Source organism: Haliea sp. E17, assembly GCF_048323675.1.
Taxonomy (GTDB): Bacteria; Pseudomonadota; Gammaproteobacteria; order Pseudomonadales; family Halieaceae; genus Mangrovimicrobium.
Genome location: NZ_JBLWFK010000003.1, coordinates 416,032 through 431,539 on the forward strand (window position 1 = coordinate 416,032; position 15,508 = coordinate 431,539).

The 15,508-nt window shown below is 58.8% G+C and carries 15 protein-coding genes; 9 read left to right on the forward strand and 6 right to left on the reverse strand.

Annotation, left to right across the window (positions count from 1 at the left end; genetic code table 11):
• Positions 1–68: 68 nt before the first annotated feature.
• From ACNKU3_RS10445 to ACNKU3_RS10475, 7 genes are all read left to right on the forward strand, one after another.
• A complete protein-coding gene (locus tag ACNKU3_RS10445) occupies positions 69–971 on the forward strand; it encodes a sulfotransferase family protein (RefSeq protein ID WP_418259400.1) in 903 nt (300 codons plus the stop codon).
• Positions 961–2,028: a glycosyltransferase family 4 protein gene (locus ACNKU3_RS10450; protein WP_418259401.1), complete on the forward strand. Its 1,068-nt coding sequence runs from the start codon at positions 961–963 to the stop codon at positions 2,026–2,028. The genes ACNKU3_RS10445 and ACNKU3_RS10450 overlap by 11 nt, the downstream gene beginning before the upstream one ends.
• Positions 2,015–2,491, forward strand: coding sequence for a hypothetical protein (locus ACNKU3_RS10455; protein ID WP_418259402.1), 477 nt, complete (start codon positions 2,015–2,017; stop codon positions 2,489–2,491). Before ACNKU3_RS10450 ends, ACNKU3_RS10455 begins: the two co-directional genes overlap by 14 nt.
• Positions 2,488–2,967 carry a glycosyltransferase gene (locus tag ACNKU3_RS10460; RefSeq protein WP_418259403.1) on the forward strand — a complete coding sequence of 160 codons (480 nt, stop codon included), beginning with the start codon at positions 2,488–2,490 and terminating at the stop codon, positions 2,965–2,967. Before ACNKU3_RS10455 ends, ACNKU3_RS10460 begins: the two co-directional genes overlap by 4 nt.
• A gap of 1 nt (position 2,968) precedes the next feature.
• Positions 2,969–3,907 carry a sulfotransferase family protein gene (locus ACNKU3_RS10465; protein ID WP_418259404.1) on the forward strand — a complete coding sequence of 313 codons (939 nt, stop codon included), beginning with the start codon at positions 2,969–2,971 and terminating at the stop codon, positions 3,905–3,907.
• Positions 3,907–5,223: a flippase gene (locus tag ACNKU3_RS10470; protein WP_418259405.1), complete on the forward strand. Its 1,317-nt coding sequence runs from the start codon at positions 3,907–3,909 to the stop codon at positions 5,221–5,223. Before ACNKU3_RS10465 ends, ACNKU3_RS10470 begins: the two co-directional genes overlap by 1 nt.
• A gap of 72 nt (positions 5,224–5,295) precedes the next feature.
• A complete protein-coding gene (locus ACNKU3_RS10475) occupies positions 5,296–6,243 on the forward strand; it encodes a hypothetical protein (RefSeq protein ID WP_418259406.1) in 948 nt (315 codons plus the stop codon).
• On the opposite strand, the gene ACNKU3_RS10480 is transcribed toward ACNKU3_RS10475, so the two are convergent.
• The 5 genes from ACNKU3_RS10480 to ACNKU3_RS10500 are packed head-to-tail and all read right to left on the reverse strand — an operon-like array spanning position 6,186 to position 12,171.
• Complete coding sequence (locus ACNKU3_RS10480; RefSeq protein WP_418259407.1) at positions 6,186–7,043, reverse strand: hypothetical protein; 858 nt, start codon at positions 7,041–7,043, stop codon at positions 6,186–6,188. The genes ACNKU3_RS10475 and ACNKU3_RS10480 overlap by 58 nt on opposite strands.
• Positions 7,040–8,182: a tyrosine-protein phosphatase gene (locus tag ACNKU3_RS10485; RefSeq protein WP_418259408.1), complete on the reverse strand. Its 1,143-nt coding sequence runs from the start codon at positions 8,180–8,182 to the stop codon at positions 7,040–7,042. Before ACNKU3_RS10485 ends, ACNKU3_RS10480 begins: the two co-directional genes overlap by 4 nt.
• A gap of 30 nt (positions 8,183–8,212) precedes the next feature.
• Positions 8,213–10,417 carry a GumC family protein gene (locus ACNKU3_RS10490; protein WP_418259409.1) on the reverse strand — a complete coding sequence of 735 codons (2,205 nt, stop codon included), beginning with the start codon at positions 10,415–10,417 and terminating at the stop codon, positions 8,213–8,215.
• Positions 10,417–10,962: a polysaccharide biosynthesis/export family protein gene (locus ACNKU3_RS10495; protein ID WP_418259410.1), complete on the reverse strand. Its 546-nt coding sequence runs from the start codon at positions 10,960–10,962 to the stop codon at positions 10,417–10,419. The genes ACNKU3_RS10490 and ACNKU3_RS10495 overlap by 1 nt, the downstream gene beginning before the upstream one ends.
• Positions 10,963–10,977: 15 nt before the next feature.
• Positions 10,978–12,171: an outer membrane beta-barrel protein gene (locus ACNKU3_RS10500; RefSeq protein WP_418259411.1), complete on the reverse strand. Its 1,194-nt coding sequence runs from the start codon at positions 12,169–12,171 to the stop codon at positions 10,978–10,980.
• Positions 12,172–12,751: 580 nt separating this feature from the next.
• On the opposite strand from ACNKU3_RS10500, the gene ACNKU3_RS10505 reads away from it, so the two are divergent.
• The gene (locus ACNKU3_RS10505) at positions 12,752–13,522 is read left to right on the forward strand and encodes an exodeoxyribonuclease III (protein WP_418259412.1); all 771 of its coding nucleotides are present in this window, start codon (positions 12,752–12,754) and stop codon (positions 13,520–13,522) included.
• A gap of 90 nt (positions 13,523–13,612) precedes the next feature.
• On the opposite strand, the gene ACNKU3_RS10510 is transcribed toward ACNKU3_RS10505, so the two are convergent.
• The gene (locus ACNKU3_RS10510) at positions 13,613–15,190 is read right to left on the reverse strand and encodes a winged helix-turn-helix domain-containing tetratricopeptide repeat protein (RefSeq protein ID WP_418259413.1); all 1,578 of its coding nucleotides are present in this window, start codon (positions 15,188–15,190) and stop codon (positions 13,613–13,615) included.
• A gap of 164 nt (positions 15,191–15,354) precedes the next feature.
• Between ACNKU3_RS10510 and ACNKU3_RS10515 the strand changes: the two genes are divergently transcribed.
• Positions 15,355–15,508, forward strand: a 154-nt coding sequence (locus tag ACNKU3_RS10515) for a tautomerase family protein (RefSeq protein WP_418259420.1), incomplete at its 3' end; no start/stop codon positions are given.

Consider the following 15,508-nt stretch of genomic DNA (forward strand, 5'->3'; position numbering starts at 1 on the left):
GGATTCACGACAGGCTGCAGGTCAGCAGGACAACTGACCCCGCAGCACAACCTCCCCGGGGGTGCGCCATGAGTTTCCTGATCATCGGCGGCACCGAAAAAGCCGGCACGACATCCGTCTTCGAGTACCTTGCCGTGCACCCGCAAGTTCGTCCTTCAATCCGTAAGGAAACCGACTATTTCCGGCAGGCGGAATGTAACAAGCAGGAATATTGCGGTTTATTTTTCCAGGGCGCCCCAGAAAACATCTGCGTAGAGGCGTCCCCGGGCTATCTCGGACTCGCCAGTGAAGTCGCGCCGAGGATTCATACGACGCTGACCGAGTGCCAGCTGGTGTTCATCCTGCGCGACCCGGTGGAGCGCTTCCAGTCGAGCTATCGCTTTCACCGCAGTAAATTCTTTATTCCGGACTGGCTGTCAATCGACGCCTATACCGATATGTGCCTGTCCTATGACCGGGGCGACATATCGCTATCCGATACGCCCTTCACCAATGCCTGGTTCATGCAGGTTCTCCCGGCCGGCCGTTACGCACGACATCTCAAGCATTATTTCGAACGCTTCGATGAGCAGGTCACTCTGGTGGACTTCGATCAACTGAACAGTGATCCCGGCAGAGTCATGCAGCGAATTTGCCGCAATTCCGGCATCGACGCGAGTTTCTACCAGGACTTTGACTACTTTCGCTCCAACTCAACCTTCCACGGAAAGGTCAAGGCAGTGCATGCACTGGGCATGAAAGTGAACGACGCACTCGAGCCGGTACTTCGCCGTCATCCACGGCTCAAGCGGCAGATAGTCTCGATGTACCGGACGTTGAACGGCGCGGGCATGCCCGAAGGTGCAACGCTTTCCACGAATAGCGTTGCGAAGCTCACTGACTATTACCGCAGCGACGTAGACCAGGTCACAAGTCTTTTTCAACAGACCCAACAACAGCCAGTGAAATGGAGACATTTTCATGCCGCGTAGCATTATCACAATCAGCACAAAGGAACCTGGCGGCATCCGCGCCGTGGTCGAAAATTACCAGCAAAGCGATGTATTTTCCGGGTACGAATCCTACTGGCTGGGATCACACCAGCAAGGCAGTCTCATCTTCCGCATATGGACCTACGTCCGATGCCTGTGCCAAGTCCTGTGTCTGAGAATACAAGGTCATCGCCTGTACCACCTGCACATGGCCATGAACGGCAGCTTTTTTCGCAAGATGATCCTGGTGTTTCTGCTCAAATTGAGTCGGGCACGCGTCATCCTCCATCTGCATGGCTCAGAGTTTGACTACTACCACGAGCACACCTCCCGCCCGGTGAAATGGCTGTTTCGGCACACGCTGAAAGCGACGGATGTCGTCGTAGTGCTATCAAAAAAGTGGCAGGACACGGTTACGGGTATAGATACCAACATCCGTTCCCGCGTGATTTACAACTATGTGGAACCGGTACCAAAAGCACCCACAATCCCTACTACAACGGCAAGGAATGGCGATTCCAAGCTTGTCCGGTACGTCTACATGGGAGAGGTAGGCCAACGCAAGGGTATTTACGATCTCCTACCAGCGTTTGCAGAGCTGAGGCGAGTCAATGCAAACGTTGAACTCGTTGTGTGTGGCAGCGGAGAGCTAGACCAGGCAAGACAAACCGCACAAAAATGCGGACTAAACGGCGAAGTGACTTTCGCGGGATGGATATCAGGCACGGAAAAACACGCGATGCTAAACAGCGCCGATGTACTGGTACTTCCGTCGTACCACGAAGGATTACCCATGGCAATTCTGGAAGCCATGAGTCTCGGAAAATGCGTCATCGCGTCGACGGTTGGTGGAATACCCGAAGCATTGGCACAAGGAGAGAGCGGACTCCTGCACGGGCCTGGCGACCTTCCTGCACTCGTGGAATTACTGACTTGCGCTACGGACGCCAGGACACGCCAGACACTTGGCCAGAATGGTCGTAACAGCTACTTCGCTAACTTCACACCAGAAATTATCGTGCCTCAAATCCGGGAGATGTATCATGAGCTCACCTAAACTACTCGCGGTTTGCTCAGGAGGTGGCCACCTGATTGAACTGTTACGCCTGACTCCTGCATTTGACGACCACACGGTAGTGCTGGTCTCTACTTCCCCGGAGGCACCGGACGGCATTTCTCTCGCGCGCTACTACCGAGTCTCGGACAGTAATGCGGGGCAATTGCTCTGCGTCTTGCGCACCGCATTGCAAACGGCTCATATCGTATTCAGGGAACGTCCCACGGCGGTTATTTCTACTGGTGCCGCACCCGGCTTGCTGGCTATCGCATGGGCCCGCCTGCTTCGTCGAAAGCTCATCTGGATCGATAGCATCGCAAATCCGGAACGCATGTCCCTGTCGGGCAGGATCGCCCGACGCATCACCCCACATTGTTTCACCCAGTGGCGTCACCTCAGCAGTGCCGAGGGTATAGCCTATATCGGCTGCTCGCTGCCGACCCAACCGGAGGCCGCGCTTTGATCTTTGTCACGGTGGGCACACAGCTGCCTTTCGATCGCATGGTTGCAATGGTTGACGAATACTGCGACGCACACGCAGGGCTCGAGGTATTTGCCCAGGTCGGGAATGGAGCGCGCTACATACCCCGAAATTTCGAATCGGTTGGCATGCTGAGCCTTGCTGAAAGCCGGCGTTGTTTTGAACAGTCAGATGTCATCATTTCGCATGTAGGTATTGGATCGATTCTGACCGCCCTCGGCCTCGGCAAGCCCATCCTGATGATGGCGCGACTGGCCGAACTCCAGGAGCACCGCGACAATCACCAGGAACAAACCCTGCGCCACTTCCAGGCGTTTCAGCAGTGCTTTCCTTTCGCCACCCCCGACGAACTGGAAGACGCGCTCGCCCGCACGCTCAGGGCACCACAGGACCTACCCCCACTGTCACCGTATGCACCCGAAAACATGTTGATGGAAATCAGGAGGCTATTGAACTGATATGACCAATCTCGGCACCGGGCCAGCGCACCTCGACTTCCAGCAGCCCATCACTTTCATCACCGGTTATCCACGCTCCGGTACGACACTACTCGCCAACCAGTTGAACCAGTTGCAGGATGTCTGTGTGGGCCCGGAAACCCAGTATTACTGCAAAGCCTTCAAACAGCTCAAGACAGCGCGCTCCGGACGACAGTTCATGCAGGTCCTGAGCGGAGACAACCGGCTGCAGGACTTCGGCCTCGACCCCTCCGAGTTGGTGGATGCCGCCCGCGACAGCGGCTTTGACCGCAATCGCCTGCTGTCAGCGTTCCTGCGTCGCCACGCTGCGCTGCAGGGAGTCGAGGCACCGGCCATACTGGTCGAGAAGTCACCCGCGCACATACTCCACACCAGGAAAATCCTCGAATGCCACCCGCTGGCGACCTTCATCTACCTGGTCAAGGACCCGCGTGATGTAGTGAGTTCAAACCTGCGCATGGACTGGACTCACTCCAATGTGCCGAAACACTGCGCTGCCTGGAATATGTACAACGATGCGTTTATGCGACTCCATCGCCAGTATCCCGATCGCGTACACCTGCTGCGATTCGAGGATCTGGTGACGGCACTGCGGCTGCAGATTCGCCAGATCTGCCAGTTCCTCGATATTCCCTACTCGCCGGTTGAAGGCAAAGCCGCCAGCGCCGTGCCCGACTGGGAAAGCGCGTGGAAGGCGACTTCCGCTGGCGAAATCGACCCTGGCAAAGCCTACAGCTGGCAACGCGATAACTGCCAGAAACAACACCAACTGGTAAGTGCCATGACCCGCAAGTATCGGGCGATATTCCGCTACGATCGTGAACCCGAAGGTTCTAAACTGCGCTTTCTTCCACGCGCGTGGGCCTACAACAGCCCCGCCTACCGCTCGATTCTGCGCTTTCGCCGCGTATACCTGTGATGTCGCGCTCCCCAGGCATTCGCCTGTTCCTGGCTAACCGGGGCCTGCTGGTCAACAGCGCTTTCGCCATGGGGCTGAAGGTGCTCTCTTCAGTGTGCCTGCTCGGCTTCAATCTGCTCGTGGTACACCACTTCCAGCCCGAGGTAGCAGGAGAATTTTTCCTCTGCATTACCCTGGTACTGGTGGCCAGTCATATCGCCCGCTTCGGAGTCGACAACGTGGCGGTTCGCCACGTCTCGGTAAAATCCCGGGAGCAATCCCGGCACGAACTCGATTCACTCTATTCAAGTGCCTTCCTGGTAACTCTCTGTACCAGTGCCCTGATAGCCGCATTGCTTTATGTTTGCGCAGCACCCATCGCCGAACTGCTCTTTTCCAATCCGCGGATGACCTCCATGATTGCGATCATGGGGATGGCGGTTCCTTTCTACGCAATCTGCCTGCTCAACAGCTACGTAAACCAGGGACTCAAACGCATCTTTGTGCACATCATCAGTCTCAATCTCGGGCAGGTCACCCTGGCTTCACTGGTTCTCGTCATTGCATTGAGGATCGTTGGCCTGGAAGCCAGCAAGGAGCTGCTGGCGGCGTGCTATGTGTCAGGCTGCGCGCTGATGATGGCGCTCAGCACCCTTTCAACCACGGGCCGGATCTCCCTGAGTATCCGCGCCGTAAGCCTTGGCACCGCGATGAGCCTGGTAAGGGAATCCCTACCCCTGTATGTGGTCGCCCTCACCCAGTTGGTCATTGTCTGGAGTAGCCAGGTCTTTCTCGGCGCCTGGGTGGCCCCGGAGGAGGTTGCTGTCTACACTATCGCCCAGCGAGTCGCCATGCTCACGAGTTTCGCACTCGTCGCAGTAAACAGTGTTGTTGCACCGCGCTACGCAGTTCTCTACCACGAGGGGAGACTCACCGAACTTGAACGGATATCGAAAAGGTCCGTCCGCTTGATGCTCGCGATCGCAACACCACTGTTACTGCTGATGCTGGTCTTTCCCGGTTTGATCCTGGGAATATTCGGTCCGGCCTACACAGCTGGCACACTGGTCCTGTCGGTACTGGCACTCGGGCAGTTTGTGAATGTCGTAACAGGCTCCGTCGGTTACCTGCTGCAGATGTCCGGACACTATCGCGAGGTGCGCAACAACACGCTGTTCGCGGCGCTGGTCGCCGTCAGCCTGAACGTTCTGCTGACGCCGCAGTTTGGCTCCCTGGGGGCAGCTGTCGCAGCCGCCATTGCGATGTCCATCGTCAATTTGCTCGGTGTCTGGCAGGTCAACCGACTCCTCGGATTTTATACCCTGAAATTGTCGTGACAGGCCCACAGGGCAGTCACGACAGTCGCTACCAGTGCACTCTCCCGTTCACCTCAACAGCTTGCAGACGAGATGAAACGAAAATTATCCAGCATCCTTTTTCCTCTGGCGAGCTCCCTGGCAATTACCGCCTGTGCTACAAACGCCAGGGATTACTACCAGCGGCCTTTCTCGGACAATTCGCCCTGGAACAGGACCCTGGAAAGCTACGGAACCAGTTCCGGGAGCTTGCTCGCACCGGATTTCGGCAAACCCCCACATATCCACATCAACAGTAACGCCTGGTCGATTCCCTTCTATCTCGCCGACGCCACGGATAACACCCGCTCGATCCAATTGCGCAAGGCAGACGGGGAAGTCGCAATACCTTTCCCCTTAGACAGCCAACCCGCCGTCGGAACCGACGCGCACCTGAGCATCATGTCTGCCGACCAATCCACGATCCATGAATTTTTCCGATTCGACCTGCCCAACCGGGCAAATATCTACCGGGAAGTCGATGCCAGGGGGATCGGCGTGGCGGAACAATCCGGGCAGAACATTGGCTCGCGCGCTTACGGGGGTTCATCGGTCGGCGGCCTGATCCGCCAGTGGGAGCTGGAATCGGGTTCCATCGACCATGCCCTCGCCATCGCTCTCAGCGTCCGCTACCTCAAACCCGGCTATGTGTATCCGGCGACCAGCGAGGACGGGTTCAGCGAAGAACGCTATTCAGGCTCCATACCGATGGGCTCGCTGTTAACAATCCCTCCCGGGCTGGACATCGACACGCTGGTCGAGAGCAGGCTGGCCAGGTTGATAGCGAGAGCGCTGCAGAAATACGGTGCCTACGTGGTTGATTCCGGCGGCGATGACGCAATCCTGTTCTACGTCGAACCCGGACTGGACCCGGATCTGGCCATGGCAAATGCGCGTGAACTCGACAGTATCATCCCCTACCTGCGTATCATCCGGCGCCCGGTTCAGGGATCCAGCGAAAGCGGCGACGGTGACGTGCGCAAATCCGGATCTGCACAATAGACGGGTAAAGTAGGCAGTTGCGGCGCCAATCCTTCCGCCTGCTGGCAGAGCATGTCCCAGGCGTCATAGGCGGCGATAATGTCGGGAACAAACTCCGGACTGCGCACGAGAGCCCGGTCGAAATTGGCAAGCGCGAGCTGGCGGGATTCCGTGCCAAGGGTGTCCCAGTGTTCGAGCGCAAGGTCTGCCGAAAACAACTGTACGTCCCTCAGCCAGGGACCGAAGCGCACTCCGTTGTCCAGCGCCCTGCGGAAATCCGCCAGGTGCGAGCGCTGTAACACGTATTCAGTGCGGGCAATATCCCACCAGTGATAGGGCCATGTCGGGCGCAGTCTGGCAGCCATGTTGAATGCCGTTGATGCCTCGTGGGCGCTCGCATCGATGTCCTCCAGCGGCAGGCTGTTGTCCTCGAACTTGAACTGGTACAGGCGACCAAGATTGGCGTAGAGTTCCGGATTGCCCGGCGCGAGATTGATCGCTCGCTGGAGCGCGGCATAGGCCAGTTGCCACTCTGCCTCATCCGGGGAAAAACTGGCAATGGGAGCGTCGCCCCCTGGACCACCTGCCGATGCGCCTGGAGGCGCAATGTCTCCTGCCTGGGGCTGTACCACGTTCGCCAGGTCCCACTCCTGCATCAACTGCAGCGCCGGCACCGCATAGAGTGATGCCAGGGTGTCGCGTATCACGGACAACGTGGCATAGCCGAGCCCTGCAATCAGTACCAGCGCAAGGCAGCGCTCAACGGTTGAAATCCGCTGCAGTTTCTCCGCGCGCGGAAAATTCCGCTCACCCGCGTTCATGGTCCGACCTTCCGGTCATTGCCACCGGTGTGGCCTGGTATCGAAGCATCGAGTCCTAACTCCCTGAGCACCTCGCGCCGCACACGCCGGTAGATTTCACCGCCCAACCGACGCACGATTTCCCTGTGGTATTGTTGCGCTCGCCCTGCTCCCGACCCGTCGGCGTCGGCCCCTCTTTCCACCGCCAGCAACACACGCAGCCGCTCATCGACCAGTCCCAGGAGCAACTCATCCAGTCCTGTCGCAGCCGTCGATTCACCCGGTGAATTGTCACTGCGGCGCTTGCCAGGCGAAGGCGCTGGACGTTCGCGTTGTTGAACAGCGGAATTGTCCCGTGCAGGATCCTCCGCCTGTCCCACCGCGACTGTGGATACGGCCACGTCCACACCTTGCGCAGAGGCCGACGGCAGATTCCCTGCAAACTGGCTGGCGACGATCTGTTGTGGCAGCAGGCAGGTCATTCTATGGGCTGCTGCTTCTCCCACGATCCGCGCCGCCGCTGCCCTGCCCTCGGCAAGGATCGGCGGGCGGGACTCCGTGTTATGGGCATCGGTAGCAAGCACTATGTCGGCGTCGGTTTCCAGCAAAAGCCTGGCCGCCCGCTGGGCCCGCTCGCCAAAGCGGCCACAAACCGACGCAGCGGTAAGCTGGAGAATGCAGCCCATCTCGACAAACGGACTGATTTTCCCCGGTTCGCGCATCACATCCTTGTTGCGTTCAGGGTGTGCGATCACCGGACGAACCTTCATCTGCAGCAAGCGCCACACAAGCTTGTCTGCGCCAAGGGGGATATGACCGTGGGGAAATTCCAGCAGCATCAGCTGGTAGCCGTCCATTTCCCCGAGGAAGGGTACGTGACCCCGTTCAATCAGCAGCGGGATCTCCGGCGACATCCTGACTTCAGCAGCGAACGCAATGTCGAGATCGACGCCTGCCTCCTCGAGGGCCCGCCGGAACAGGGCGGTCTGGCGGGCAATTTCGCCGGCGAAGTTCTCCCAGCGTCCCGGGTGCAGGTGCGGCGTCATCACGGCACAGAATACGCCGTTGGCTACCGAATCGCGGGCGAGCTGCAGCGCCTCGTCCAGGCTGCGGGCCCCGTCGTCGATGCCCGGGAGGAAATGACAGTGCAGGTCAATCATGGGAATGGATTGCGGCCCGGGGAATAAACGTCAGGCCGTCTGCGTCTCATAACTCTCATAGTAGCCGCCATAACCATAATCACTGTATTTTTCGGCCTTTTTCATATCCAGCCAATTGAGCACGATTCCGGTAATCGGGGCCCGTGTCTGGGCGAGGTGACCGAGGCCGATGGTCACCTTGTTCACGGAGGTCGCATCCGCCTTTACGACGTAGACTACGGAATCCACATAAGTGGCGATGACCCGTGCATCACTCACAGGCAGCAGGGGCGGGCAGTCCACCACTACGCGGTCATATTGCTGTCCCAGGGAGTCGAGCAATTCGACAAAGCGGCGCGAAGACAGCAATTCCAGCGGATTCGGGGGGATAACACCGGCGCCGATGATATCGATCCCCTGGTCTTTCATTCGCACCACCGCATCCTCGAGCGATGCTGTCCCCGCGACCAGTTCAGCGAGTCCGGCTCGGGCCCGCGGCAGTTCCAGTTGCTTGACGATGCCCGGGCGGCGCATATCTGCCTCTACCAGCAGTACACGCTCCATCCGCGAAAACGCGACAGCGAGGTTGATTGCCGTAGTGGTTTTACCCTCACCGGCCACCGACGACGTCACCATGACTGTACGGTAGGGATCATCCAGGCTGGAAAGGGCGATTCCGGTACGCACCGTGCGCATGGCCTCGGCGTAACTGTTGTGGTTTTTGTCGAGAAACAGCGGAAGATTCCGGTCGACGCCCTCCGGCATAGCAACCAGGGGCAACATACCCAACAGGGGTTGGTCCAGTTTGTTTTCCACGTCTTCAGCACTTTTTACCGTATTATCCAGCGCATCGAGCAGGAACGCCGCTACCACACCGAGGATAAGGCTGACAAAGAATGCCAGGGCGACAAACAGCTTCTTGTTGGGCTTGACCGGCTTCTGGGGCACGATGGCTGGCGAGATGATCCGCGCATTGACCGGCTGCATATCATCCGTCTGCGAGGTCTCCTTCACGCGGTTGTAAAACATATCGTAGAGCTGGCGATTACTTTCCACTTCCTGTTGCAGGGCGCGCAGTTCCGACCCCTTGCGCCCGACCACATGATAGCGCCCCTTGGCCTGTTCCAGCGCCTCGGCTATAGCCTGCTCTTCCTGTTGCGCGTCGGCATAACGGGTGCGAATACTGTCAGCAACGCTGTCTATATGGCGCGCAAGACTCTCGTTGGCAGCGGCCAGTTCGGACTGGGCGGCAATCATTTTGGGGTGCCGCGGTCCGTAGCGTTTACCCAGTTCTGCTACCTGTATCTCTGCTTCCGCGGTAGCCTGGCGAAAGGTCTGGACCAGGGAATCGTTGAGGACCCCCGGGAGTGCGCTGAGTTCACGCACCGAGACGGGCGATCCGCGCAACTGCTGGACCTGTAAATATGCGGTCTTGGCCTGCGATACCTGCCTGCGCACTTCGATCAGCCGGCTCGACAGTTCGTCGATTTCCTTGGCGGGAAGTGACTGCAGACCATCGACATCGACCAACTGTTCGCGCTCGCGAAATGACTGCAAACGCGCTTCGGATGCCTGGAGATTGTCCCGCAGTTCGTCCAACCGGCGTTTCATCCAGCTCGCCGCCATCTGGGTCATATCCAGGCGGGCGTCCAGCATACTGTCGATATAGGCCTCCGCATGGGCGTTGGCTACATCAGCCGCGAGACCCGGGTTGGTCGCTTCGAAAAGTACGTGCACCAGCTGGGTATCGCGAACCGGTTCGATGTGCAGGCGTTTCTGGTAGGGTTCGGTGAGTTCGGTCACGGGGTCGACTGTGCCTGCCGCTTCGCCGGCACCGAGGAAAGGCAACCAGCGCGCCAGGCCTCCGCCCCCCTCGGCCTCCTCTTGCTCGCTGGCGAACTCGGGATTTTCGACGAGGTCCAGGCGTTCGATCACACGTTCCGCCAGGGGCCGCGAGGCCAGGATTTCGAATTGGGTATCGTAGTACTGCCGGGCACTGGTATCGAAACCGTAGACTTCCTCGATCGACACCAGGTTGGTTTCCTTGGATTCGATGAGCAGCGTTGCATCGGCCTGGTACACCGGTGTAATCGCGAGGGTTACCAGCAATGTAATCAGGCTGACAATACTCGCCAACAGCAGGATCGCCCATTTCTTGCGATCGATCACGCTCCAGTAGTGCCGGAGGTCGATATCGTCACCCCGACTCCAGACTTCCTGCACCGGCATCGCCGCAATTTCACGCATATTGTTCATCAGAAAAAGCTTCTCTTCACAGTGATGATGTCGCCAGGCATAACCGTGACGTCAGGTCCCACAGCCTGGTCATCCTCCGGGTTGTCGGAACGCTGTAGTTTGAAATTCTTGCGCTGGGCGCGCTCGGTGAAACCGCCGGCAAGCGCAACCGCTTTCTGTACGGTCAGGCCCGGCTGATAGGGAAAGCCCCCCGGTTGTTTCACCTCGCCGTGGATAAAAATCGGACGGTACTCCTCAATCGAAACCGTGACATCGGGATTTACCAGGTATCCGTCCAGCAGTCCGCCGGTAATACGCTGCTCCAGTTCATTGACCGTCAGGCCCGCGACAAGCACCTCGCCCAACAGCGGATAGTTCACCATTCCCGAATCGTTCAGGCGGAAGTTCATACTCAGGTCAGGCTCATCAAATACCTGAATAGTGATATGGTCACCGGCGCCGAGGCGATAGGCCACCGGCGTGTCCGCGGCCAAGGCGGCTGGTGGCAACAGGCCGGCCAACACCAGTAAAGCCGTGATAAAAAGGGAATTCGATAATCGGTTCATGCAATTTCTCGTTGCTCAGAGGCTCAGGGTGGCGCCGAGGCGAATGATATTCTGGTCATAGACAAGCCAGTCGACGTTGCTGTCGCTGTCGGAGTAATCAGCGCCGAGCTCGAACGCGAGCCAATGACGCCACTGGTAGGAAAGACCCAGGCTGTAATCCACCACATCCTGGTCACGATCGATCCCGTGATAGGTTTCCTGGCTGTAGCTCACGCTGATATTCGACTGCAGCAGGTCACTCCACCCGTGATTCCACCCCAGTGAGTAGGTCATGGTGTCGATAAAATCGCCCTCGCCGTAGGTCTCCTCCTCCGAGCGCCCGGCGCTGAACTCAAACTGCGAATAACTCCGGGGCTCCCAGTTCAGGTCAATCTCCCAGTCGAGCCCGGAAAAGTTTTCGCGACTTTCGGCGGAAAAATTCTTCTGTACCTGGCCAAATTTGACCGTGCCGCTGGTGGTGCCGGTTATATCCCAGATCGCCCCTGCCAGGTAGCGCACTTCCCTGCTGTCCAGCGTCGCGGTATCCGGGTAGGTATCGCCGTAGGAAATATCGTTTCCGCGAACTTCCAGCAACAGGGAGGTAGCGGGCATGACCTGGTGATAGAACGTAAGTCCCGCGCCCATATTCTCGTGGTCCCGGTAGCGGGTGCGGCTGCGGTGGTTGGTGTATTCGCTCTGGCGTCCCGACAGGGAGAACTTGAGGCGGTTGCCCGAATCCAGGGCGCCGAAGTAGTAGTCCGCCGCAACGCGCGAGACATTGAATTTGTCCGGCGAGGAGACAGGCTCTCCATCGGGATCGAAACCCTGGAAATCGCCGGTCTCCGGGTCGAATCCCTGGGTCAGGCCTTCACCCCGGCCCTGGTGTTTCAACGCATAGGATCCACTGAGCATCAAACGATGACGGTGGGCAAGCGCCAGGTTTGCGGTAGCGTCGAACGTGTGATCTTCATAGTTGTCATCACTGCTCTCGAGAAAGCGCCCATACTCTCCCTGGTAACCGAGGGTGTATTCCGCATCGGGAAGTTTGATCACACCCTCGACCGAGGGCATCACCCGGCTGACCCAGGAATCAACCGTATTCTCCGGGCTGTAGTACAGGTTGTCGTCGTAGGCAGCTTCGCTCCGCAGGAGCGGTTCCAGCGAGAGCGGACCGTAGAACAACCTGTCGTCGGAGGCATCCCCCGCGGCAAATCCGTGGGCAGCCGGCAAACTTCCCGCCAGAAAAAAAGCCCTGCGCAGAGCGTCCCGTTGCGACAAACCTGTTCCTCCTGGAGCTGATGTTTACCGATACCAGGAACAGATGTTTTGCCCTGGAATTTACCCGGTTTGCGCCGAGTCTATCCCAGGGATTTGGCCAATCCGTGTCCCAAATGGGCTATCGGAAATAGCCTAGCTTCCACAATTTTTACCCGCCGGGTGAACGGCTGCCCGACCTCGCCCAGAAAGGCAATACACAGCGGGTGAAACTCCAGGGCAGCGCACAAACGGGATTCGCCGGCCCGGGAACATGGCCAAACCCGCATGACTACACGCTTTTCCACCCCGTTTCGCCGGCTCTCTACCTACCCTGCAGCCGGGGCTCGGCGGTAACGCGCGCCGACCTTCGTCCTTCGCACAGCCGCCAATAACTCTGGTAACATGGCCAGCCTCGCCCTTCGACGGCACATAATTCACCGCAGGAAATTTCCGCCGCTTCACCCGTTCAGGTCATACCTGCCAGGTTGCGGTGAAAACGACATCGCGGCATGTTGATGCGAACTCCAACGCCAGAGCAGACCAAGACCACGCTATGAAAATCACCTCCTGGAATGTCAACGGACTGCGGGCCGTTATGAAAAAGGACTTTGCCGACTCACTGGCGGCACTGAACACGGACATCCTCTGCCTGCAGGAAACCAAGGCACAGGACGACCAGGTCGTCGCCGCACTCGACGGTCTGGACGGATACCACGTCTACAGCAATTCAGCCGTGCGCAAGGGCTATTCGGGAGTGGCCATACTCAGCCGCGAGCGGCCCCTGGCGGTACAGGCCGACATCGGCATCGAGGAGCACGACCAGGAAGGCAGGGTGTTGACGGCTGAATTCGAGGATTACTTCCTGGTCACTGTCTACACCCCCAACTCGGGCAATGAGCTTGCGCGCCTGCCCTACCGGGAGACCTGGGATCGCGACTTCCTCGCTTTCATCGCAAGCCTTGGCAAAGGCAAGCCCGTGCTGATGTGCGGGGACTTCAACGTCGCCCACCGGGAAATCGACATTGCCCGGCCGAAGCCGAATTACAACAAGAGTGCCGGCTATACCCAGAAGGAAATCGACGGTATGGACAGGATCATCGGCGCGGGCTTCGTCGATACCTACCGGCACCTGCACCCGGATACGGTGAAGTACAGCTGGTGGAGTTATCGCGCCGGCGCCCGCGCCAAAAATGTCGGTTGGCGGATAGATTATTTTCTCGGCAGTGAAGACTTTGTCCGCCAGCGCGTTACCGGCGCGGACATTCACAACGATATCTTCGGTTCGGATCACTGCCCGGTCAGTGTGACCATCAGCCAGGAATAAAGGGGACCGCAACGACACGGTGATCCAGTGAAGCAGGCAGTCCGTCAGCTGACAAACACCACACTGCCAGCCCGGATCAATACTGAAACGCTAGGACGACGAACTGAAACCCAGTTCCGCCAGTGCGGTATCCATGCGCTGGCGTTGACGGGGATCGCGAATGGGAAATGACCGGAAGAAATCCGCCCGGGTGATGCCGGGCATCCGCCGCTGGACGTCCTCCACCCATGCCTGCGCCCGGCCCTTCTGCCCGGCAAGCTGGCAGGCAACTGCCGCGATGACGGCTATCAGTACATGGGCGCCGGGAGAACGTGCACCGCGATCCGCCCAGTCCGCGGCCTTCTCGTCTTCCCCCACGGTGATATGGGCCAGGCCCCGCGCCGACAACATCGCATAGTAAAGCGGATCCAGCGGGCTGAGACGCATCGAGAGATCGAGGTGCGCCATCGCATCCGGAGCAGCGCCCGACATGGTCTCGGTCCAGGCCTTGGCATAGATGCCCTGGGCATAGTTCGGACTCAGCGAAGTCGCCCGCTCCAGCCAGGCATAGGCACGCTCCAGGTCGGATTCAAGCCAGTAGGTACGGCCCATGTTGAAGTTGACAAAGGGATCCAGCGGATCGAGATCAACACCCTGCTGCGCACACTGCCTCGCCCGAGCCACCTCCGCCTTGAGGTCGCTGGTCTGTCCCAGGAAGGCATTCTGGAAATGCACGAAGGAGAGACCGGCGTGGGCACGGGCGAAACCCGGGTCCTGCCCGACCGCGCGCGTAAACAGTGCCGCTGCGGCTTCGTTGTCCTGGCGATTGAAGCGGTAAATATGCTGCAGACCCAGGTGGTAGGCCGACCAGGCGTCGAGGTTTTCGGTCACCTTGAGGCGGGCCCTCGACGCTTCGTGCAGGGAAATCTGGACTTCCAGCTGGCTGAGAATATTCGAGCTGATCTGCTCGCGCATGCTGTGGATGTCGTCGACTTCCCCGCTGTAGCGCTCCGCCCAGATCACATCACCCGCGGCGGTATGGGCCAGTTCCGCGGTCACTGTCAGGCGCCCCCGTGACACCTCCACGGTGCCGGAGAGACAGTATTGAACCCCGAGCAGCCGGCGCACCTCGCCCAGGTCGACATCTTCGCCGCGCAGGCGGAAGGAAGATGCCCTGGCGACCACGAACAGCCAGCGCAGGCGGGACAGCTCCATGATGAGTTCATGCGGCAGTCCATCGGCAATGGTATGCCAGTCACCGGCCTCTCCCAACAGGCGGAAGGGCAGGACGGCAATCGAGGGCCTGGAATCTGCCACCAGGGGATTCGACTCCGTAGCGGAAACCTGCGGTTCGGTAACCGTCACACTGGCGGGCGCCTGCTGGATCTGCGCAGAGGCGATGAAACGCAAGCCCTTGCCGTGAACGGTCTTGATGAAGCGCTGGGTCTTGCCGTCATCACCGAGCGCCCTGCGAGCGGACTTGATCCGGCTGGTTAGCGCCGAATCGCTGACGATACGGCCGTCCCAGATCCGGTCGAGGATTTCCTCCCGCGTGACCAGGCGGTCACGATTCTCCACCAGCAGCGCGATCAGTGAGAAGACCTGGGGTTCGATGGCACAGACCTCTCCAGAGCAGCGCAACTCAGCCCGGGCGAGATCCAGTTCGAATTCGTCGAAGGAAAAGATCATCCCGCTAGCTTAGTCCAGCCGGACCCAAAGTATCCGGGAAAAATCCACGAAATATCCATGTCTTCTTCATGTTCTCCAGGCCGCATTTGGCAACAATGCACCTGTCAGCGTCATTGAGGGCGCGACCAGAGAAACCCTCTCAGGACTAGTAAAGGAGCATTATCATGCCACTCGTAACTATCGATGTAATCAAAAACGTATTCACCCCCGACCAGAAGGAAGCCCTGATCGAGAAGGTCACGGAAGCCATGATCGCGGTTGAAGGGGAAAACATGCGCCCCGTAACCTGGGTTCGTATCCAGGAATTCGAAGGCGGTG